This is a genomic window from Rhizobium sp. BR 314, from assembly GCF_047445805.1.
GTDB lineage: Bacteria > Pseudomonadota > Alphaproteobacteria > Rhizobiales > Rhizobiaceae > Rhizobium > Rhizobium lusitanum_B.
Genome location: NZ_JARWLA010000002.1, coordinates 303,634 through 322,748 on the forward strand (window position 1 = coordinate 303,634; position 19,115 = coordinate 322,748).

A 19,115-nucleotide genomic window follows, 5' to 3' on the forward strand; every position below is an offset into this window, starting at 1 on the left:
AAGAGCGCGAGAGCGTTCAGACGCCCGCGCCGCGCGATGGCTTCGGCGGGGTCGTGCAGTTTCTCAGCCTCTCGGTCAGCTCAGTTTCGTAGAGCATGAGATTGCTAAGCGATGCGTTGAGACTGTCGAGCGCATCGCTTGTATTGGGTGCCTGTTCGATGGTTCGGGCGAAATGCTGCTTCTTCATCAGCCCCTTGGCGAGCTGATCCGCCACTTCGCGCAGCATTTCCGCCGCATCGCTTTCCGATTTGCGAGCAACGAGCCCGCAATGGCTGACGAGACGATGCTTCAGGCCGATTTCGTCGAGCCCGCTTTGCGGGGGAAGGGGGCCTAGCGCCTCGATCTCAGCAGCAAGATCACTATTCTGGCCATAGAGCGCCTCATGAAAGAGCTGATAGTTGCGCGGCAGGTTCCTTACCTTCAGCCGCATCATGAAGCGGCCGATGACTTCAAGTTCGGTTTCCGTCTCATCTTCATCGATGGAATATGCCGAAACGCCTGTCTGTGAGTTCTTCATGCCTGCTCATGACCGTGATCTGATATATCTTCTCAATCTGCAGGTCGGCAGGTTAAGGGAACATGAACAAAATGCCTTATTCACGCTGCGCCGCAACAAAATGAGGCAGGTGCTCAACGCTTCGGCGAACGCGGAAAATTGCGGCTCGCCTCTTGCTCACATCCAGCGTGTACCTTCACTGCGCAGGAAGTGCAGCAGGTCCAGCACCAGCGACGGCTTGCCCATGGATGTGAGGATCGTATGGCACTGGCCGCGGTGGTGGGTGTGGTGATTGAACATATGCGATACCGCCGCGTGGAGGGGAACGGTAATGGCGCCCGGCCGCAGGATCGAGGTGTAGGTAATATTGACGGCAAGCGCGTCGGCATCGAGCGTTTCCAGCCAGCCGATGATATTCCGATCTTCCGCCTCCCGTAAGCCGTAAAGTCCTTTGAGCGTGTCATGGAGGACGACATCGAGTGATGCCGGCAACCCGCCGGTGCCGTTGAAGCGATGCATCCATAACCGATCCGCTATCAGCAGGTGATTAAGCGTCCCGTGAAGCGAACCGAAGAAGGCGCCACGGTCTTCGTTGAATTCGGCATCACTAAGTTCTGCGGCGGCATTGTAGGCCTGAACATTGGCCCAACGATTGTAGTCGGCAAGCATCCTGAAATGTTTGAGCATATGACTTCTCCCCCAATGGTGCGGCGGTGTTGCCGCCAGATTTGCAAATAAACCTTGGCAGTGCCACCGTGCCGATCGCGAATCGGACGCTTCGACTGTGACAGCGGCGTGAAATTGGCCGATCCCCCTTGTTTTCGGGCTTTGAGGCAGGTAAACACCGCCCACTTTTCTCTGATTACAAGGAACGGATCCATGGCGATTGAACGTACTTTCTCGATGATCAAGCCGGACGCAACGAAGCGCAACCTGACCGGCGCCATCACCAAGGTTTTTGAAGACAACGGCCTGCGCGTCATCGCCTCCAAGCGCGTCTGGATGAGCAAGCGCGAAGCTGAAGGCTTCTACGCCGTTCACAAGGAACGTCCGTTCTTCGGCGAACTCGTCGAAGGCATGACCTCCGGCCCGACCATCGTTCAGGTCCTGGAAGGCGAAGGCGCCATCCTGAAGAACCGCGAAATCATGGGCGCAACCAACCCGGCCAACGCTGACGAAGGCACGATCCGTAAGACCTTCGCCCTGTCGATCGGCGAAAACTCCGTTCACGGCTCGGACGCTCCGGAAACGGCTGCCGTCGAAATCGCCTACTGGTTCTCCGAAACAGAAATCGTCGGCTGATTCAGCCTCTCAGCTCCATCGCTGAACGATTTGAATTGACTGTGAAAGAGCCGGGATCGCATCCCGGCTTTTTTCATGCCGGACAGGCCGCATCCTTCCCATAGTTGGTGCTGCCGTCTTCCCTGAAGACATCGGGATTGGCGGTGTAGGCGGGGCCGACCACGAGCGGTTTCGTCGGTAGCACCGTCTGATCGAGATCGGATTTGACTTCGGTCTTGATCGTCTGAAGCGTCTTGTCGCTGGCATCCACCAGCTTGATCGAGACGGAGTAAGGGCGATCCTTGCGCACGCAGCGCAGATCCGGACTTTCCAGCGTGATCTTGTCCCAGAAGGAGTAGATCTTCTCGTGGATGACGAGCGGATCGCCACCTGCCGGATTTTCGAATTCTGCAACCGCCGTCGTACCATCGGGGATCGGGGCGATCTTCTTCAGCGTGATCATATAGGTCGCGCTCGCCACGCGGTAGTTGAACACGAAGATGCGGCCGGTGAGTTCGGTCGGCCCCTGGTCGTCCTTCCTCTGGCAGCCGGACAGCGCCAGGCCGGCGATTGCCCCTGTGCCGATGGCCGTCAGTATGATCCTTCGCATTGTCATGGCGCAGTCTCCTCCTTCTTGCGCCGGTAGTGCCGGCTGGCCTTGGCACGGTTGCCGCAGACCGCCATATCGCACCACGCACGGCTCTTGTTCTTGCTGCGGTCGATGAAGAGCCAGCCGCAGTTACGGCAGATTTTCATCCGTTCAGGATCCGGCATGGCGATGAGCCGCAGCGCCGAATGCACCGTCGCGGCATCGAGGCTATCGGCTTGGGCGTGCCTCAAAACCCTCGCCAATGCGGTAAGCAGATCCGCAAGCAGCGCGTCGGCATCCTCGCCGAGGACGCGCGCTCGGAAATAACGGTCGATCGTCTCGCGTAGCGCGATGAACTCCGCTCTGTTTTCCCGTTGCACCGGCAGAATGTTGCCGAAGAGCGCCCGCTCGGCACAGAAGTTTGCGGCCGCCTTCGGGAAGCTCTCCATATGCCCTGTCGCCTCGAAGCGATCGATCCGGCGCTCGTCGTCATGGCGCAGGATCACGCTGTTGGCGACATCGAGCGCAAGCGCGCCTCCGGAAAAGCGATGTGGAGTCCAGGAAAAGGTCATGACAAAAATTATAACTGGTAAAATTCATTTTGCCAGTTACTATTTGTTGGTTCCCGGAGGAGTGGATGGCATATTTTCTGCAGCAATTGGCGAATGCAGTTCCCATCGCTGCACTTTATGCGGCGCTGGCCTTCGGTTATTCCATCGTCTTTGGCGTCATGAAGCGGGCCGACATCACCTATGGCGCGCTCTTCGCTTTCTCCGGTCAGATGCTCGTGCTTTTTACGGATGTCGGCTATACGAGAATGTACCTCATCCTGCCGGCTGCCTTCGCCTTCGGCGCCGCTGTCTCGGCGGCCTATACGCTCGGCATCAGCTTTCTTGTCGGTCGCGCGATCATGTTGCCTCTCTCGCACAAATCGCCGAACACGATCATCGTCGCAGCGCTCGGCATGATGATCATTCTGATGGAAACCGCCCGGCTGGCCTCGAATACGCGCGGCATCTGGTTGCCGCCCTTTCTGAACCGCGCGATCGTTTTCTGGGAGAGTTGCGGCTTTCAGGTGACCCTGACCGAAATCCAGTTGCTCAACACGGTGCTGATGCTCCTTGTCATCCTCGCAGGCGCCCTTGTCCTCAAATGCACGGGGTGGGGCCGCATCTGGCGCGCCGTGACCGATGATGCTCTCGCCGCCGAGCTTTGCGGCGCGAGTGCCAATCGCGTCTTCCTGATTGCCTATCTGGCTTCCGCGCTGGTGGCGACTGTCTGCGGCCTGATGGCCACGTCCTACTACGGCACGATGGATTTCGGGGCGGGGCTGATGTTTGGACTGAAGGTGCTGATGATTGCGGCGGTCGGCGGCTATTCCGATCCGCTGAAATCGGCGGGCGGCGCGGCGCTGCTCGGGCTGTCCGAGACCATGTGGGGCGCCTACGGTCCGTTCCTGTGGCGCGACTTCGTCATGTTCTCGCTGCTCGTGCTTTTGCTGGTGTTGAGCCGACGGGAAAGGGTCGCCCCCTGAGCCTATTTGCCGCCCGTCCACTTGGCGCGAGCCGCATCATCGGCATCCTTGGCTGAAACCCAGCCACCCTCCGTGCCGTCGTTGCCATGCTCTTTCTTCCAGAAGGGTGCGGAGGTCTTCAGGAAGTCCATAACGAAATTGGCGCCATCGAATGCGGCTTGCCGATGGGATGCTGCGGCGATGACCAGCACGATGTTTTCGCCCGGCTCAATCTTGCCGTAGCGGTGGATGGCCGTCAGACCGAGAAGTTCGAAGCGTTCGATGGCAAGATTGGAGATACGGGTAATCTCAGCCTCCGCCATGCCGGGATAATGTTCGAGTTCGAGCGCGCCGAGCGTGCCGCCTTCGTCACGGCAAAGGCCGGAGAAGGTTACGACCGCGCCGATATCGTGCCGGCCATTCGTCAGCCGGTCGATCTCCGACTGGAGGTCGAAATCTTCGCGCTGAACTTTGACGAATGGTGAAATCATCGCATTTCCTTGATTGCCCGCTCAAAACAGATTGAGGGGTCTCCCGCTCCTTCGCTTTGGCACCCTGAGCCAGTCGAAGGGCGTTCGTCGCTGCAATCGCTTCACTGGATCGATTGCTCGGGCGCCGCCTGACCGCTCCTCATCCTCCCGTCATCGGCGGGAAAAGGCCTATCTCCCGTGCACCGGCGATAGGTTCGTCATGATCGGCATGCTCCATGTTGATGGCAACGCGGATAGCTTCGGGGAATTGAAGTGCCGCCTCGTATTCTTCGCCCAAGCTCTTCAAATGACTCAGAAGATCGCCGACGGTCACGACTTCAGCGGGAAGGGAAATTTCTTCTTCCGCTTTGCCGATCCGTTCACGCACCCAGGCGAAATAGACGAGCTTCGTCATTATTCCTCATCCACGACATGCTTCAGGCCGGCACGGAAATAATCATAGCCGGTGTAGATGGTCAGCAGTGCTGCAACCCAGAGCAGCACGATGCCAATTTCTGTCGTATAGGGTAGCACCTTGTCGCCTGCCGGCCCAGCCAGCAGGAAGGCGATGGCCACGAGCTGGGCAGTCGTCTTCCATTTCGCAATGCGCGTCACGGGAACGCTGACCTTCAGCGCCGCCAGATACTCGCGCAGGCCCGAAACCAGAATTTCGCGGCAGAGGATGATGATGGCGGCCCAGAGCGACCAGCCGGCGATCGTGCCGTCGGCCGCGACTAAAAGCAGGATCGCGGAGACCAGCAGCTTGTCGGCGATCGGATCGAGCATGCGGCCGATATTCGAGGTCTGGTTCCAGATGCGCGCGAGGTAGCCATCGAGGAAGTCGGTGATCGAGGCGATGATGAAGATCCATAGAGCAACCCAGCGCGCGAAGTCAGATCCTTCCAGCTTGCCTTCGATGAAGAAGCACAGAACGATCAGCGGCACGCAAATGATGCGGCCATAGGTGAGCAGGTTGGGGATGCTGTAAGCGCGCGAAGCCATGGAATCGTTTCGTCTCGTTTGTCTCGGCGGTTTCGGTGAGCCTTTATTCAAGCCTCATCTCGTCACAGCCATTTGATTGGGCATGATCTGATCCAAAAACCGTCTCGCACTTTTTGGGGTCATGCTTAGATGATGGTTTGACTAGCTTATCGTCAACATTGTTTCTGTTTTTTCACCGCTATTGCGTGGAATTTGCGACCGCGATTTTCTATTTCGCGGCGTCCTCATGGAAATGGTTATAGACCTGCCGCGCTACACCCTCCGATATGCCTTCGACGGCCATCAGATCGGAGAGAGCAGCGCGTGAAACGGCCTTGGCGGTGCCGAAATGCTGCAGCAGCGCCCGCTTGCGCGAAGGGCCGATGCCGCCGATCTCGTCCAGCGGGTTCTTCACCATTTCCTTCTTGCGCCGGGCGCGGTGCGAGCCGATGGCAAAGCGGTGTGCCTCGTCGCGCATGCGCTGAATGAAATAGAGAACCGGGTCGCGCGGCGGTAGCGTGAAGCTTTCGCGCGAGGCAGCAAAGAAGCGTTCCCGCCCCGCATCGCGGTCGACACCCTTGGCGACGCCGATGGCGATGACGCTGTCGGTGATCCCGAGTTCCTCCAGGATGGCGCGCACGGCCGTCATCTGCCCCTGGCCACCGTCGATGAGGATGACATCCGGCCAGGCAGGGAAGGGCTGGTCGGCCGCATCGGCACCGGCAGATTCCGCCGCCGCGCTGCGGTCGGGCTTGCCTTCGTCCTTCAACAGGCGGGAGAAGCGCCGGGTCATGACCTCGCGCATCATGCCGAAGTCGTCGCCCGGTGTAATGTCGGTCGATTTGATGTTGAACTTGCGATACTGGCCTTTGACGAAGCCTTCCGGCCCCGCCACCACCATGCCGCCAACCGCATTCGTCCCCATAATATGGGAGTTGTCGTAGATCTCGATGCGCTGCGGCACATAGGGAAGCTGGAACGTTTCCTTGAAGCCTTCGAGCAGCCGCGATTGCGATGCCGTTTCTGCCAGCTTGCGGCCATGCGCCTCCCGGGCATTGGCGACGACATGATCGACCAGATCGCGCTTCTCACCGCGCTGCGGCACCAGGATCGCCACCTTGTGTCCGGCCTTCTCGCCAAAAGCTGCCGCAAGCAGATCGATTTCCTCAACCGTTTCCGAAAGCAGGATCTGCCGCGGCACCGGCTTGTCGTCGTAGAACTGCGCCAGGAAGGCATTCAACACTTCGGCGCCCGAAAGCGACGGGTCAGCCTTCGGGAAATAGGCACGGTTGCCCCAGTTCTGCCCGGTGCGGAAGAAGAAGACCTGGATACAGGAAATGCCGCCCTCGTGGTGGATGGCGAACACATCGGCTTCCTCGACGCCGGCCGGATTGATGCCCTGGTGGCTCTGCACATGCGAAAGCGCAGCCAGCCTGTCTCGGAAGACGGCTGCGCGCTCGAAGTCCAGATCCTCGGCCGCGGCGTTCATCTCCTCGGCCATATGCGCTTTGACGTTCTGGCTCTTGCCGGAGAGGAAGTCCTTCGCCTCCTGCACCAGTTCCGCATAGCCTGCATCGCTGATCTCATGCGTGCAGGGCCCGGAACAACGCTTGATCTGATAGAGCAGACAGGGCCGCGTGCGCGTTTCGAAAACGCTGTCGGCGCAGGTGCGGATCAGGAAGGCGCGCTGCAGCGAATTGATGGTGCGGCCGACGGCGCCAGCTGACGCGAAAGGGCCGAAATAGTCGCCCTTGCGGGCGCGAGCGCCGCGATGTTTGAAGATGGCCGGCGCGCGCTGATCACCTGTGATGAGAATATAAGGAAACGACTTGTCGTCTCGCAGCAGCACATTGAAACGTGGCCGCAAGCGCTTGATCAGATTCGCTTCCAGCAACAGCGCTTCGGTTTCCGTGCGGGTGGTTACGAACTCCATGTTCGCGGTTTCGCGTACCATGCGGGCGATGCGGTTGGAATGCACCCGGCCCATGGCATAGTTGGCGACGCGCTTCTTCAGGTTCCGCGCCTTGCCGACATAGAGTACGTCGCCGGCCTCGTTGAACATGCGGTAGACGCCGGGATTGTTCGGCAGCCGCTTGACGAATTCAGCGATTAGTTCCGCGCCGCGAAGTCCGGTCTCGTTCTTGCCGCCCTCGTTCCAGTCGACGGGCGCAACGGGGGAGGCGGCGGCATCGCCCTCAACCTCGATGTCGTCTTCGATATCATCCGATTCGTCGTAGAGAATGCCGCCGTCAGGCAGCTTTCGTCCGTTCATTCCGCACTCTCCGCCACGTCAGGCGTTTCCCAGGCAAGATGCTGGCCGCCATCGAGCGCTATCATTTGGCCCGTGATCGAGGGCGTGTCAAAAAGAAAGCGGACCGTGCGGCCGAATTCTTCGAGCCCTGGCGCCGCCTTCAATATCAGGCCGTCGATCTGCGCCTGAAAGTCCTCTTCCGTCTGCCGCACGCTGCGCACGGTCGGGCCGGGGCCGATCGCATTGACGCGGATGCGGGGCGCAAAACTCTGTGCCATCGTCTGCGTCGCGGTCCAAAGCGCCGCTTTCGACAGAGTATAAGAGTAGAAGCGCGGTGTAAGGGCCCAGACACGCTGGTCGACCACGTTCACGATGAGGCCCTGATAGGGTTCAGGCAATTGCCGGACGAAATCGGCGGCAAGGATCGACGGGGCGCGTACATGCACCGAGAAATGCGCCTCGAAGGCTTCTGCATCGAAATGGCCGGCGGAATCACCGAGAAAGGCTGAGGCATTATTGACCAGCAGATCGAGCGGACCGAGTGCATCTGTAGCCCTTTCGACAAGGCTTGACGTCTCGTCCAAATTTTGCAGATCAGCCTTGATCGCAATTGCCTTTCGGCCCTTTTGCTGCAATTTCGCCACAATTTCCGCTGCCTCTGCGAAGGATTGGTTGGCATGCAGCGCCACGGCAAAGCCATGAGCCGACAAATCCTCTGCGATGGCCCGGCCTATTCTTTTTGAGGCGCCGGTTATCAATGCCGTGCGTAGTTTTTCCTGGCCCAAGAGATCGCCTTTAGCTCGTAGTTACCTGACCGGTGATCATATAGGGCTTCGATACACCATATGAAAAGGTGCCTAGGCAGATAACGTTCTTGAAGTGATTTATGTAAAGCTTGAGATGTATTTAGATTAAAATAAGTATACACGCTTTAACCATTGGTTATGGTTAACAATTCATCTGTTGCGGTGAAGCAACATCGAAATTCAGCCATGTCTGTGCCACAATGATATCATATTTTGGCTCTTCCAATTCCTCATTTGCACTCCAATTTCGACCTCGATCCGGGAGGGATTTGTTTTAATTGCTCGTGACGCTTCGAAGTCAAAGACAGTAGATGAGGCACACGGGACTGATAAGGAGAAAAGTATGCGTACTCTCGTAACGACCCTCATGGTCTCCGCTCTCGCCCTCGGCGGTTTCACTGCGGCTCACGCTGCCGACGCCGTTGAGCAGATTCCGCAGCCGCCCGTCGCACAGGACGTAGCTCCGCCGGTCAACAACTGGTCTGGCTTCTACATCGGTGGTGCAGGCGACTGGAACAAGGGCCACTTTACCCGCAACGGTAACGCTTACGGCTTCGGCGGCCAGGCTTTCACCGGCTACAACTGGCAGCAGGGCCAGATCGTATACGGTGTTGAAGCTGACCTCGGCTACTCCGGCGCCGACGCTACCCGCAACGGCCTGACCGCCAAGAACGGCGTCAACGGCTCTGTCCGCGCCCGTCTCGGCTACGACTTCAACCCCTTCATGCTGTACGGCACGGCCGGTCTGGCACTCGGCCAGAACAAGCTCTCCGACGCTACCTCGTCTGAAAGCAGAACGGCAGTTGGCTACACCGTCGGTGCTGGTGCTGAAACCTTCATCACCAACAACATCACGGCTCGCCTCGAGTACCGTTACACGGACTACGGCAAGAAGACCTTCAACCTCGACTCCGGCAGCTTCTCGCGCGGTTACGACGAGCAGAGCGTCAAGGTCGGTATCGGCGTCAAGTTCTAATTACTTGCCGATATGGAATGAAGAAAGAGCCGGGAGGAAACTCTCGGCTCTTTCTGTTTGAGCATTATGCAAAAGGCGATAGCGGCGTCCGATCTCGTCGTGCCGCCGTACCCATGCACTCGATGAGATTTTACTGAGCGCGTGGCTTCATCGCTTGATAATCCGGGAAATGCTTCTCGAACTCACGCTCCCACTCCATCAGCCCGGTAAAGTCCGCTTCCCACTGGCCCTCGAAGCGCAGGTGCAAGTAGCCGATGAGGGCGGCGAATGCGAAATGCCCAGCATGCAGTTTCTTGCCGATCTTCGGCGGTTCCGCGTCGAGATGAGTGAGGGCGCGGCTTACCTTCGTCCACTGCCGGTCGATCCAGGGCTGGTGCTGCTTTTCAGGCTCGCGGACGCGCCGTTCGTAGACGATCGACAAAAGGCACTCGTTGGTACCGTCGCATAGCGCTTCCAGAACCTCGACTTCCGTGCGTTTGCTTTTCTTGGTCGGATAGAACTTGCCCTTGCGCCGGTGGAAGTAATGCATGATCGCGCGGCTGTCGAAAATGGCGTCGCCTTCGTCGGTCAGCAGCGTCGGGATCTTGCCGAGCGGATTGTTGTCGATGAGGAGCGATGGCCCGGCATTCGTATCGACATGGATTTCTTCAAGCTTGATGCCGAAATGGCGCGCCGCCATGCGCACCTTGCTGGAGAAAGGGGAGGCGGGCGCGCAGAGAAGTCTCATGGATCACCTGTGGACGTGCTGGAGCGTGGTGAAAAAAGTGTAAGCGGTTTTCGGACGACGTCCCGCTCCGCCTATTTGATTCTAGAGCGAATTCAATGTTCGCCGCGCAGCCAGAAGGCGCGCTGCGAGGCGAAGCGGTCCTGCGCCAGCATATCCTTCAACGCCGGCAGCAGCGCATGTAGCTCATCTTTCAACGTGAAAGGCGGATTGACGATAATGAGGCCTGAGCCGGTAAGCCCGGTGAAACCGCGATCACTTTTGATGGTCAACTCGGCACAGAGCATCTTCGGAATTTCCAGTGCCTGCAGCGCCTCATGAAACTGCTTGATTGGCGCATCTTTCTTGATCGGATACCAGAGGCAATAGGTGCCGCCAGGAAAACGGCGCCAGGCTTTCGCCAGGCCGTCGACCAGCCGCTCATATTCGCCTTCCTCTTCGAAAGGCGGGTCGACGAGCACGATGCCGCGCTTTTCCTTCGGCGGCAGATGCGCGCCAAGCGCCAGCCAGCCGTCCAGCTCGGTGATGCGGGCGTGATGATCGCCTTCGAACAGCCGGTGAAGCCGCTGAAAATCGTCCGGGTGCAGTTCCATGGCCGAAAGCCGGTCCTGAGGGCGAAACAGCATGCGGGCGAGTTTCGGCGAGCCGGGATAGAGCCGGACGCCGCCTTCTTGGTTCAGCTCGCGGATGGCGGTGAGATAGGGCTCCAGCAGTTCGGCGACCTGCGGCACGAGTTCCGCCTCCAGCACCCTGCCGATGCCGTCGCGCCATTCGCCCGTCTTCTGCGCCTCTTCCGATGAGAGATCGTAAAGCCCGATGCCAGCATGCGTGTCGAGAACGCGAAAGGCCTTGTCCTTATTCTGCATGTAGCGGACGAGGCGCGCGAGAACAGCGTGTTTCAAGACATCGGCAAAATTGCCCGCGTGGTAGATGTGCCGATAGTTCATCGTCGTTGAAGTCCGCATGAATTGTTGAGATGGGCCGGATTGTCTCTAGTGGCCGGTCCCTGCTTGAAATATACAAACCTCATGAACATTGCGACCCCCATCCAAGCCAAATCGCGCATCGGCCACACGGCCTGTCCGCACGACTGTCCCTCCACCTGCGCGCTGGAGGTCGATCTGACTGAAGACGGCAGGATCGGCCGGGTGCGCGGTGCCAACGACCACTCTTACACATCAGGCGTCATCTGCGCCAAGGTCGCGCGCTACGCCGAGCGCCTCTATCACCCCGATCGGCTGATGAAGCCGTTGCGCCGCGCCGGCGCCAAAGGCGAGGGGCGCTGGCAGGAACTTTCCTGGGACGACGCGCTTAACGAAATCGCCGAAGCCTTTGTGAGGGCGGAAGCCAAGGATGGCAGCGAGGCGATCTGGCCTTATTTCTACGCCGGCACGATGGGCTGGGTGCAGCGCGATTCCATCGAGCGGCTGCGCCACGCCAAGCGCTATTCCGGCTTCTTCTCGTCGATCTGCACCAATCCGGCCTGGACCGGCTTCACCATGGCGACGGGCGTTCTGCGCGGTCCCGATCCGCGCGAGATGGGCCGTACCGATTGCGTCGTCATCTGGGGTACGAATGCTGTGGTAACCCAGGTCAACGTCATGACCCATGCGGTGAAGTCCCGCAAGGAGCGCGGCGCCAAGATCGTTGTTGTCGACATCTACGACAACCCGACGATGAAGCAGGCCGATATGGCGCTGATCGTCAAGCCGGGCACGGATGCGGCGCTTGCCTGCGCCGTCATGCATATTGCCTTCCGCGATGGCTATGCCGACCGCGCCTATATGGCCAAATATGCCGACGATCCCTCGGGCCTCGAAGAGCATCTGAAGTCGAAGACCCCGGCATGGGCCGCTGACATCACCGGCCTTTCGGTCGACGAAATCGAAGCCTTCGCCACGCTCGTGGGAACGACGAAGAAGACCTACTTCCGCCTCGGCTACGGCTTCACCCGCCAGCGCAACGGCGCGATCGCCATGCATGCGGCAGCGTCGATCGCCACTGTTCTCGGCTCCTGGCAATATGAAGGCGGCGGCGCCTTTCATTCGAACAGCGATATCTTCCGTATGGACGCGAGCGAACTAACCGGCCGCGCCATGAAGGACATGGATATCCGCATGATCGACCAGTCGCAGATCGGCCGCGCCTTGACCGGCGATGCCGTGGCGTTGCGCCATCGCGGTCCTGTCACCGCCATGCTGATCCAGAACACCAATCCGGTGAACATCGCGCCGGAACAGCGGCTGGTGAAGCGCGGCTTCGCCCGTTCCGATCTCTTCGTTGCCGTGCACGAGCAGTTCATGACCGATACAGCCGAGATGGCGGATATCGTCATCCCCGCCACCATGTTCGTCGAGCATGACGACATCTACCGCGCCGGTGGCCAGAACCACATCCTTCTTGGCCCGAAGCTTGTCGAGCCGCCGCCGACGGTGCGCAGCAATCTCTTCGTGATCGAAGAGCTGGCTAAGCGCCTCGGTGTTGCCGATCGCCCCGGTTTCGGCTTCTCCGCGCGCGAGATGATCGACCGTGTTCTGTCAAGGAGCGGCCTGCCGGATTACGATTATTTCCTCGAGCACAAATGGTTCGATCGGCAACCCGCCTTTGACGACGCGCATTTCATCAATGGTTTCGGTCATCCTGACGGCAAGTTCCGCTTTCGTCCGGATTGGGCCAACCAGCCGGCGCCGAATCGCCCACCTGCCTCTGTCGGCCTACTTGGGCCGCACGTCGAGCTGCCGGAGTTTCCGGATCAGGTCGATGTCATCGAGGTGGCTGATCCCGAGCATCCGTTCCGGCTTGCGACTTCGCCATCGCGCAACTTCCTGAATTCGAGCTTTTCGGAAACCAAGACCTCGCGGCAGAAGGAAGGTCGTCCCGAAGTAATGATCAATCCGGCCGATGCCGAAGCGCTTGATATTGCCCATGGCGAACTGGTTCGCGTCGGCAATGGAAGAGGCGATATTCGCATCCATGCCCGCGTGACGACGGAAGTGAAGCCGGGCGTCCTGATCGCCGAAGGCTTGTGGCCGAATAAGGCCCATGTCGATGGCGAGGGCATCAACGTGCTCACCGGCGCCGACCCGGTCGCGCCCTATGGTGGCGCGGCTGTCCATGACAACAAGGTATGGCTCCGTAAGGATATGGCATGACTAAATTCGAAAAGGCGAAAGCCGAAATCGCCGGCGAAAAAACACTGGCGGATCAATGGACGCGGCTGAGCAGCTTCGATCTCAACTACACGGATTCGCTCGGAGAAACGCATCGCCTGAAGCGCGAGGTCTATCACCGCACACCGGCCGCCTGCATCCTGCTTTATGATCCCAAGCGGGAAACGGTGGTGCTCGTTCGGCAGTTCCGTCTGCCGGCCCAGCTTACCGGCGAACCTGCCTGGATGCTGGAAGTGCCCGCCGGCCTGCTTGACGGCGACGATCCGGAAGCAGCCATCCGCCGCGAAGCCATGGAAGAGACCGGCTTTCGCGTGCGCGACGTCCGCTTCCTCTTCAAGGCGCTGACGTCTCCAGGCGCGATCACCGAGATTCTCCACTTCTTCGCCGCCGTGATCGATACATCCGACCGTATCGCCGATGGCGGTGGGCTTGCCGAGGAGCACGAGGATATCGAGGTTCTGGAGGTGCGCCTGTCTGACGCGATGGCAATGATCGAGAGCGGCGATATCTATGACGCCAAGACGATCATGCTGCTGCAATGGGCAACGTTGAACGTCGCGACTTTGCGATAGAGGCTGAGTGATCGGGAGCTTTGGTAAAACTCAGCTCCTCATTCATCACAATGTCACGAATCGAGCTTACCGGGGCGTGCTGGCCGGAAACATTCGAATGTTTCCGTGCCTCCTTCGATCATGGACGCTGTTTCAGGAGAAAGCCGATGTGGCTCAGCAATTTCACGCTCATTCTTTCCAATGAAGTCGTCGAAAATGGCGCGGTACGCGTCGAGGACGGCGTGATTGCCGAAATCCGCTCCGAGTCGGTGGAGCGGCCGACCTTTGACGGTGGCGGTCGCCTGTTGATGCCTGGTTTCGTGGACCTGCATTGCGACATGATCGAGCGCGAGATCGCGCCGCGGCCGAACGCCATGATGCCGATCGATTTCGGTATCCACGAGCTCGATAAGAAGCTGGCCGCCGCTGGTGTCACCACCGCCTTCGCGGCACTCTCCTTTGCGACCGAAAGCGTCTACGGTCATGTCCGTTCGCTCGAAACAACCTCCGCTGTTATCCGCGGCATCGGCAGTCTGCGCGATGAACTCCTGATCGATCATCGCGTCCATGCCCGCTACGAAATCACCAATCTCGGCGCAGCTCCGACCCTGGAGCGGCTGCTGGAGGAGGGCTCCGTCGACATGGTCTCCCTGACCGACCATACGCCGGGGCAGGGCCAGTATAACGACATCGAAAGCTACATCCGCAGCATGTCCGAGCGTCGCTCCATGTCTCGTGAGGCGGCCGAGGAAGTCGTGGCACAGCGCATCGCGCAGCGCCAGGATCCGAAGATCGAACGCAAGCTGCACGACGTGGTCGAACTCGCGCTAAAGCACAAGCTTTCGCTGGCGTCGCATGACGACGACAGTGCCGAGAAGGTGGCGGCAATGCACGATCTCGGTGTGACGATCAGCGAGTTTCCCGTCACTGGCCCGGCTGCCGAAGAAGCGTGCCGCCGTGGTCTCTGGACGCTCATGGGTGCGCCGAACGCGCTTCGCGGCCAGTCGATGTCCGGCAATCTCAGCGCACTGGATGCGGCCCGCGCCGGCCTGCTTGGCATTATCGCAGCCGACTATCACCCGGCCGCCTTCGTGCCGGCGATTTTCAAGATTGCAGATGTTGCCAGCGGTGGTTTGCCGGCGGCAGTCGCCATGGCAAGCTCGAATGCCGCCCGCTCGGCCGGTCTGATGGATCGCGGTGAAATTGCTGTCGGTCAGCTCGCCGATCTGGTCGCCGTCGAGCCCGGTTCGGTTCATCGCATCCGTGCGACCTTCCGCGGCGGCCGCATCGTCTATAGCGACGGCACGCTGCATCCGCTGATGGCGATGGCGGCTTGAAAGCAAGAGCATTTCCAGGAAAGATGCACAGCGGTTTTCCGTCCGGAATGCGTAAGAAAACAAGAAGATAGAGCGCTTCGCGATTCAAGAAAAACGGAAGTGCTTTAGCTTGCATCACCAAGCAGTGACACGATCTGCCGCCCCTGGGCGGCAGATGTCTCGGCGAGGCTCACGGCCTTGCCGTCTTCCATCCTGACTTTGCCTTCCGCCACCAGCCGCAACGACTGCGGATAGATCTGGTGCTCGACCGTGAGGACCCGGGCGGCGAGGCTGTCGGCGGTGTCATTGTTCAGCACCGGCACCACGGCCTGGCCGACGACCGGGCCTTCATCCATGCCCTCGGTGACGAAGTGCACAGTGCAACCGGCGACGCGCATCCCGGCATCGATGGCGCGCTGATGCGTGTGCAGGCCGGGGAAAAGCGGCAGCAACGACGGATGAATATTGATGATCCGCCCTTCGTAGGCCTGGATGAAGCGGCCGGAGAGCAGCCGCATATAGCCGGCGAGGCAGATTATGTCGGGGGAGAGGGCTTCCAGCTGTGCAAGGATCGCCTCTTCATGGGCTTCCTTGCTGGCAAACTCCTTGCGCACGAACGCGAAGGTGGCAATGCCTTCCGCGGCTGCTTTCGCAAGTCCGCCGGCATCCGCCTTGTCGGAGATGACGCCGACGATCTCGGCCGGGTAGTCGGCCGCCGCCGTTGCCTTCAAAAGCGCCAGCATGTTGGAGCCGCCGCCCGAGATGAAGACGACGACGCGTTTGCGCGGCGTGGTCATAGAGCCAGCGTGCCCTTGTAGACGGTGCCGAGCGCGCCTTCTTCGCGAGCGATCATACGGCCGAGCGTAACGACCGCTTCGCCTTCGGCCTCAAGCGCGGCCTTCACGGTCGTGACGTTTTCCGGAGCGACGACGACGATCATGCCGATGCCGCAATTAAAGGTGCGCAACATTTCCTTGGCTTCGACACCGCCGACCTTGGCAAGCCATGAGAAGACCGGCGGCACCTTGACGGCCGTCAGATCGATTTCAGCGGCCAGATGCTTCGGCAGCACGCGCGGAATGTTCTCCGGGAAGCCGCCGCCGGTGATGTGGGCGAGCGCCTTCAGTGCATGGGTTTCGCGGATGGCCTTGAGCAGCGGCTTCACATAGATGCGTGTCGGTGTGAGCAGCGCTTCGCCCAGCGCCTTGCCTTCGGCGAAGGGAGCCGGCGCATCCCAGCCGAGGCCGGAAAGCTCGACGATCTTGCGCACCAGCGAGAAGCCGTTGGAATGAACGCCTGACGAGGCGAGGCCGAGAATAATGTCGCCTTCGGCAATATCGTCTGACGGTAGCAGCTGGCCGCGCTCGGCGGCACCGACGGCAAAGCCCGCCAGATCGTAATCACCATGCGAATACATGCCCGGCATTTCCGCCGTCTCGCCGCCGATCAGTGCACAACCCGCATCGCGGCAGCCGGCAGCAATGCCCCCGACGATCGCTGCACCCTGGTCGGGATCAAGCTTGCCGGTGGCGAAGTAATCGAGGAAGAACAGCGGCTCTGCGCCCTGGACGACCAGATCGTTGACGCACATGGCGACTAGGTCGATGCCGACCGTGTCGTGATAGTTGGCGTCGATCGCGATCTTGAGCTTGGTGCCGACGCCGTCATTGGCAGCGACCAGAACGGGATCGGTAAAGCCTGCGGCCTTGAGGTCGAAGAGGCCGCCGAAGCCGCCGATTTCGCCGTCCGCACCCGGCCGGCGCGTCGAACGGACGGCAGGCTTGATCTTTTCGACGAGCAGGTTGCCGGCATCGATATCGACGCCCGCGTCGCTATAGGTCAGACCGTTTTTTCCAGACTGGCTCATGCTTCCGCCTCCGATGGCCGCCTGTCCATTATGACAGGGCTTTCATCGGGTCGCCATTGCATGATAGGGGCCGTTATGCAAGGCGCAAGCGCCGTAAACACTGCGATTTTCCCCGCTTCACAGCGCTTGGGGCTGATTTCAGCTCCCAGACTTGACCATAATTGCGGCATCATCCTATGTCCTAAGCACAACGGCAGGTGGGCCGGAAACAACGGGGAAGTCGATGGAGCAAAAGGTCAGCGGGGCCAGCCTCAAGCGCCAAGTTACGTTCTGGGTGATCGTATTCGTCGCTTTCGTCAGCTTTCTGTATGTCTTCAGCACGATTCTGCTGCCGTTCATCGCCGGCATGGCCGTCGCCTATTTTCTCGATCCCGTTGCAGACCGGCTGGAGCGGTTCGGTCTCAGCCGCCTCATGGCGACGGTGGTGATCCTCTTCTCCTTCCTGCTGATCTTCGCGCTGGCGCTGACGATATTCATTCCGATCATCATCAACCAGTTCAACGATTTCATCCAGCATATTCCGTCTTATGTGCAGCAGATACAGCAGCTGATCGCCAAGGCGCAGACGATGGTGCTGCCCGACTGGATCCGCAATCAACTCGGCGCGATCAAGGATAATTTCTCCAGCATCATGTCCGAAGGGTTGAGCTTCGTCGGAGGGTTGTTTGCGCAGCTCTGGAGCTCCGGCAAGGCGCTGGTCAATGTGATCTCGCTGCTGGTAGTCACGCCGGTCGTCGCCTTCTATATGTTACTCGACTGGGACAGGATGATTGCGAAGGTGGATGACTGGATCCCGCGCGATCACGTCGCGACCGTCCGCCAGATCGCCCGCGAGATCGACCAGGCCATTGCCGGCTTCATCCGGGGGCAGGGCTCGCTCTGCATCATTCTTGGCGTGTATTACGGCGTCGGCCTCTCGCTCGTCGGTTTGAACTTCGGTCTTCTGATCGGCTTGTTCGCCGGCATGATCAGCTTCATTCCCTATGTCGGTTCGATGGTCGGCCTCGTTCTGGCCGTCGGCGTCGCGCTCGTTCAGTTCTGGCCCGACTACCTCTGGGTCGGCCTGACGCTGGTCGTCTTCTTCACCGGCCAGTTCCTAGAGGGTAACGTGCTACAGCCGAAGCTCGTCGGCGAAAGCGTCGGCCTGCATCCGGTCTGGCTGATGTTCGCCCTTTTCGCCTTCGGCGCGCTCTTCGGTTTCGTTGGGCTGCTTATCGCAGTTCCGTCTGCCGCGGCCTGTGGTGTCCTTGTCCGCTTTGCCCTTTCGCGGTACCTTCAGAGCGAACTTTACCACGGACGCTCGGAGGCGGGCAGGGCGCGCAGAGCCAAGGCCGGCAAACCCGAGAATAACTAGACATGACCGACGCAAAGAATGCTGATTTGAGGCGCAGGGCCGCCGAACAGCTGCCCTTGGCCTTTACACACGATCCGGCTAGCGGCCGCGACGACCTGCTGGTTGCCGACCCTTTGACTGCCGCGGTGAGGATCGTCGATTCCTGGCCGAACTGGCCGTCGCCTGTCGTCATACTGGCCGGTCCGGTCGGCTCGGGAAAATCGCATCTTGCCAGCATCTGGAGCGAGCGATGCGATGCGACTGCAGTTCATCCCGTGGCGGGGTCCGATGCCGCTGTCGTGGCTGCGAACGGCCCGGTCGTCTTCGAGGATGTGGATCGGCTGGGGTTTGACGATACTGAACTTTTCCACGTCATCAACAGCGTCCGGGAAAACGGCACCAGCCTTTTGATGACGAGCCGGCTTTGGCCGATGTCCTGGCCGGTGACGCTGCCCGACCTACGCTCGCGTCTGAAAGCGGCGACCGTGGTCGAGATCGGCGAGCCGGACGAAGAATTGCTGTCGCAGATCATCGTAAAGCTCTTCGCCGACCGCCAGCTTTATATCGATGACAAACTTGTCCTTTATATCGTCAACCGGATGGAGCGCTCCATGAATGCAGCGCAGCTGATTGTCGACCGTCTGGACAGGCTGGCGCTGGGGCGGGGGACAAGGATCACACGCGTATTGGCTGCAGAAGTGCTGGACGAGCTAGGGAGTGCTTCTCGGCCAGATTGAGTTGATACCGAACTGTCACAGTTCCGTCGTCAAACTGATATACGTGGCACAGGA

21 protein-coding genes are annotated in these 19,115 nt (G+C 59.8%); 8 read left to right on the forward strand and 13 right to left on the reverse strand.

Annotation, left to right across the window (positions count from 1 at the left end; genetic code table 11):
• Positions 1–16 precede the first annotated feature (16 nt).
• Positions 17–517: a hypothetical protein gene (locus QD461_RS03980; RefSeq protein ID WP_414086565.1), complete on the reverse strand. Its 501-nt coding sequence runs from the start codon at positions 515–517 to the stop codon at positions 17–19.
• A gap of 156 nt (positions 518–673) precedes the next feature.
• On the reverse strand, positions 674–1,183 hold the full coding sequence (locus QD461_RS03985; protein WP_414086566.1) for a DinB family protein: 510 nt from the start codon (positions 1,181–1,183) through the stop codon (positions 674–676).
• Positions 1,184–1,375: 192 nt separating this feature from the next.
• On the opposite strand from QD461_RS03985, the gene ndk reads away from it, so the two are divergent.
• A complete protein-coding gene (gene ndk, locus QD461_RS03990; RefSeq protein WP_113347435.1) occupies positions 1,376–1,798 on the forward strand; it encodes a nucleoside-diphosphate kinase in 423 nt (140 codons plus the stop codon).
• Between the two features lie 73 nt (positions 1,799–1,871).
• Here the strand turns inward: ndk and QD461_RS03995 are convergent, their stop codons facing one another.
• Positions 1,872–2,393, reverse strand: coding sequence for a hypothetical protein (locus QD461_RS03995; RefSeq protein ID WP_414086567.1), 522 nt, complete (start codon positions 2,391–2,393; stop codon positions 1,872–1,874).
• The gene (locus QD461_RS04000) at positions 2,390–2,938 is read right to left on the reverse strand and encodes a CGNR zinc finger domain-containing protein (protein WP_414086568.1); all 549 of its coding nucleotides are present in this window, start codon (positions 2,936–2,938) and stop codon (positions 2,390–2,392) included. The genes QD461_RS03995 and QD461_RS04000 overlap by 4 nt, the downstream gene beginning before the upstream one ends.
• A 65-nt stretch (positions 2,939–3,003) precedes the next feature.
• Here QD461_RS04000 and QD461_RS04005 point away from each other — a divergent pair, with 65 nt between their 5' ends.
• Positions 3,004–3,900, forward strand: coding sequence for a branched-chain amino acid ABC transporter permease (locus tag QD461_RS04005; RefSeq protein WP_414086569.1), 897 nt, complete (start codon positions 3,004–3,006; stop codon positions 3,898–3,900).
• A gap of 2 nt (positions 3,901–3,902) precedes the next feature.
• Here the strand turns inward: QD461_RS04005 and QD461_RS04010 are convergent, their stop codons facing one another.
• The 5 genes from QD461_RS04010 to QD461_RS04030 form a co-directional block, all read right to left on the reverse strand.
• Positions 3,903–4,370, reverse strand: coding sequence for a molybdenum cofactor biosynthesis protein MoaE (locus QD461_RS04010; protein WP_414086570.1), 468 nt, complete (start codon positions 4,368–4,370; stop codon positions 3,903–3,905).
• A 139-nt stretch (positions 4,371–4,509) separates the two neighbouring features.
• Positions 4,510–4,764, reverse strand: a complete 255-nt coding sequence (moaD, locus tag QD461_RS04015) for a molybdopterin converting factor subunit 1 (RefSeq protein WP_199150698.1) — start codon at positions 4,762–4,764, stop codon at positions 4,510–4,512.
• The gene (pgsA, locus tag QD461_RS04020) at positions 4,764–5,351 is read right to left on the reverse strand and encodes a CDP-diacylglycerol--glycerol-3-phosphate 3-phosphatidyltransferase (RefSeq protein WP_092710626.1); all 588 of its coding nucleotides are present in this window, start codon (positions 5,349–5,351) and stop codon (positions 4,764–4,766) included. The genes moaD and pgsA overlap by 1 nt, the downstream gene beginning before the upstream one ends.
• Positions 5,352–5,559: 208 nt before the next feature.
• Positions 5,560–7,602 (reverse strand): excinuclease ABC subunit UvrC, encoded by a 2,043-nt coding sequence (gene uvrC / locus QD461_RS04025; protein WP_414086571.1) that lies wholly within the window; start codon positions 7,600–7,602, stop codon positions 5,560–5,562.
• Positions 7,599–8,366 carry an SDR family oxidoreductase gene (locus QD461_RS04030; RefSeq protein ID WP_414086572.1) on the reverse strand — a complete coding sequence of 256 codons (768 nt, stop codon included), beginning with the start codon at positions 8,364–8,366 and terminating at the stop codon, positions 7,599–7,601. The genes uvrC and QD461_RS04030 overlap by 4 nt, the downstream gene beginning before the upstream one ends.
• 364 nt (positions 8,367–8,730) lie before the next feature.
• On the opposite strand from QD461_RS04030, the gene QD461_RS04035 reads away from it, so the two are divergent.
• Positions 8,731–9,363 carry an outer membrane protein gene (locus QD461_RS04035; protein ID WP_184701586.1) on the forward strand — a complete coding sequence of 211 codons (633 nt, stop codon included), beginning with the start codon at positions 8,731–8,733 and terminating at the stop codon, positions 9,361–9,363.
• A gap of 130 nt (positions 9,364–9,493) precedes the next feature.
• On the opposite strand, the gene QD461_RS04040 is transcribed toward QD461_RS04035, so the two are convergent.
• Positions 9,494–10,090 carry a glutathione S-transferase gene (locus tag QD461_RS04040; RefSeq protein ID WP_414086573.1) on the reverse strand — a complete coding sequence of 199 codons (597 nt, stop codon included), beginning with the start codon at positions 10,088–10,090 and terminating at the stop codon, positions 9,494–9,496.
• A 92-nt stretch (positions 10,091–10,182) separates the two neighbouring features.
• Positions 10,183–11,034, reverse strand: coding sequence for a 23S rRNA (adenine(2030)-N(6))-methyltransferase RlmJ (locus QD461_RS04045; protein WP_414086574.1), 852 nt, complete (start codon positions 11,032–11,034; stop codon positions 10,183–10,185).
• An 81-nt stretch (positions 11,035–11,115) separates the two neighbouring features.
• Between QD461_RS04045 and QD461_RS04050 the strand changes: the two genes are divergently transcribed.
• The 3 genes from QD461_RS04050 (at position 11,116) to QD461_RS04060 (ending at position 15,145) form a co-directional block, all read left to right on the forward strand.
• The gene (locus QD461_RS04050; protein WP_414086576.1) at positions 11,116–13,239 is read left to right on the forward strand and encodes a molybdopterin-containing oxidoreductase family protein; all 2,124 of its coding nucleotides are present in this window, start codon (positions 11,116–11,118) and stop codon (positions 13,237–13,239) included.
• Positions 13,236–13,829, forward strand: a complete 594-nt coding sequence (locus QD461_RS04055; RefSeq protein WP_414086577.1) for an NUDIX domain-containing protein — start codon at positions 13,236–13,238, stop codon at positions 13,827–13,829. Before QD461_RS04050 ends, QD461_RS04055 begins: the two co-directional genes overlap by 4 nt.
• Positions 13,830–13,975: 146 nt before the next feature.
• Complete coding sequence (locus QD461_RS04060; protein ID WP_414086578.1) at positions 13,976–15,145, forward strand: alpha-D-ribose 1-methylphosphonate 5-triphosphate diphosphatase; 1,170 nt, start codon at positions 13,976–13,978, stop codon at positions 15,143–15,145.
• A 104-nt stretch (positions 15,146–15,249) separates the two neighbouring features.
• On the opposite strand, the gene purN is transcribed toward QD461_RS04060, so the two are convergent.
• Together purN and purM are read right to left on the reverse strand one after the other, a co-directional pair.
• On the reverse strand, positions 15,250–15,921 hold the full coding sequence (gene purN / locus QD461_RS04065; protein ID WP_414086579.1) for a phosphoribosylglycinamide formyltransferase: 672 nt from the start codon (positions 15,919–15,921) through the stop codon (positions 15,250–15,252).
• Complete coding sequence (gene purM, locus QD461_RS04070; RefSeq protein WP_414086580.1) at positions 15,918–16,991, reverse strand: phosphoribosylformylglycinamidine cyclo-ligase; 1,074 nt, start codon at positions 16,989–16,991, stop codon at positions 15,918–15,920. The genes purN and purM overlap by 4 nt, the downstream gene beginning before the upstream one ends.
• A gap of 223 nt (positions 16,992–17,214) precedes the next feature.
• Here purM and QD461_RS04075 point away from each other — a divergent pair, with 223 nt between their 5' ends.
• Together QD461_RS04075 and hdaA are read left to right on the forward strand one after the other, a co-directional pair.
• A complete protein-coding gene (locus QD461_RS04075; RefSeq protein WP_414086581.1) occupies positions 17,215–18,345 on the forward strand; it encodes an AI-2E family transporter in 1,131 nt (376 codons plus the stop codon).
• 2 nt (positions 18,346–18,347) lie between these two features.
• The gene (hdaA, locus tag QD461_RS04080) at positions 18,348–19,061 is read left to right on the forward strand and encodes a DnaA regulatory inactivator HdaA (protein WP_414086582.1); all 714 of its coding nucleotides are present in this window, start codon (positions 18,348–18,350) and stop codon (positions 19,059–19,061) included.
• The last annotated feature ends 54 nt before the right edge of the window (positions 19,062–19,115 follow it).

Excerpts from the sequence above, each read along its gene's own strand:
- QD461_RS03980 (WP_414086565.1), bottom strand. The coding sequence starts at position 517 with ATGAAGAACTCACAGACAGGCGTTTCGGCATATTCCATCGATGAAGAT.
- QD461_RS03985 (WP_414086566.1), bottom strand. The coding sequence starts at position 1,183 with ATGCTCAAACATTTCAGGATGCTTGCCGACTACAATCGTTGGGCCAAT.
- ndk (WP_113347435.1), top strand. The coding sequence starts at position 1,376 with ATGGCGATTGAACGTACTTTCTCGATGATCAAGCCGGACGCAACGAAG.
- QD461_RS03995 (WP_414086567.1), bottom strand. The coding sequence starts at position 2,393 with ATGACAATGCGAAGGATCATACTGACGGCCATCGGCACAGGGGCAATC.
- QD461_RS04000 (WP_414086568.1), bottom strand. The coding sequence starts at position 2,938 with ATGACCTTTTCCTGGACTCCACATCGCTTTTCCGGAGGCGCGCTTGCG.
- QD461_RS04005 (WP_414086569.1), top strand. The coding sequence starts at position 3,004 with ATGGCATATTTTCTGCAGCAATTGGCGAATGCAGTTCCCATCGCTGCA.
- QD461_RS04010 (WP_414086570.1), bottom strand. The coding sequence starts at position 4,370 with ATGATTTCACCATTCGTCAAAGTTCAGCGCGAAGATTTCGACCTCCAG.
- moaD (WP_199150698.1), bottom strand. The coding sequence starts at position 4,764 with ATGACGAAGCTCGTCTATTTCGCCTGGGTGCGTGAACGGATCGGCAAA.
- pgsA (WP_092710626.1), bottom strand. The coding sequence starts at position 5,351 with ATGGCTTCGCGCGCTTACAGCATCCCCAACCTGCTCACCTATGGCCGC.
- uvrC (WP_414086571.1), bottom strand. The coding sequence starts at position 7,602 with ATGAACGGACGAAAGCTGCCTGACGGCGGCATTCTCTACGACGAATCG.
- QD461_RS04035 (WP_184701586.1), top strand. The coding sequence starts at position 8,731 with ATGCGTACTCTCGTAACGACCCTCATGGTCTCCGCTCTCGCCCTCGGC.
- QD461_RS04040 (WP_414086573.1), bottom strand. The coding sequence starts at position 10,090 with ATGAGACTTCTCTGCGCGCCCGCCTCCCCTTTCTCCAGCAAGGTGCGC.
- QD461_RS04045 (WP_414086574.1), bottom strand. The coding sequence starts at position 11,034 with ATGAACTATCGGCACATCTACCACGCGGGCAATTTTGCCGATGTCTTG.
- QD461_RS04050 (WP_414086576.1), top strand. The coding sequence starts at position 11,116 with ATGAACATTGCGACCCCCATCCAAGCCAAATCGCGCATCGGCCACACG.
- QD461_RS04055 (WP_414086577.1), top strand. The coding sequence starts at position 13,236 with ATGACTAAATTCGAAAAGGCGAAAGCCGAAATCGCCGGCGAAAAAACA.
- QD461_RS04060 (WP_414086578.1), top strand. The coding sequence starts at position 13,976 with ATGTGGCTCAGCAATTTCACGCTCATTCTTTCCAATGAAGTCGTCGAA.
- purN (WP_414086579.1), bottom strand. The coding sequence starts at position 15,921 with ATGACCACGCCGCGCAAACGCGTCGTCGTCTTCATCTCGGGCGGCGGC.
- purM (WP_414086580.1), bottom strand. The coding sequence starts at position 16,991 with ATGAGCCAGTCTGGAAAAAACGGTCTGACCTATAGCGACGCGGGCGTC.
- QD461_RS04075 (WP_414086581.1), top strand. The coding sequence starts at position 17,215 with ATGGAGCAAAAGGTCAGCGGGGCCAGCCTCAAGCGCCAAGTTACGTTC.
- hdaA (WP_414086582.1), top strand. The coding sequence starts at position 18,348 with ATGACCGACGCAAAGAATGCTGATTTGAGGCGCAGGGCCGCCGAACAG.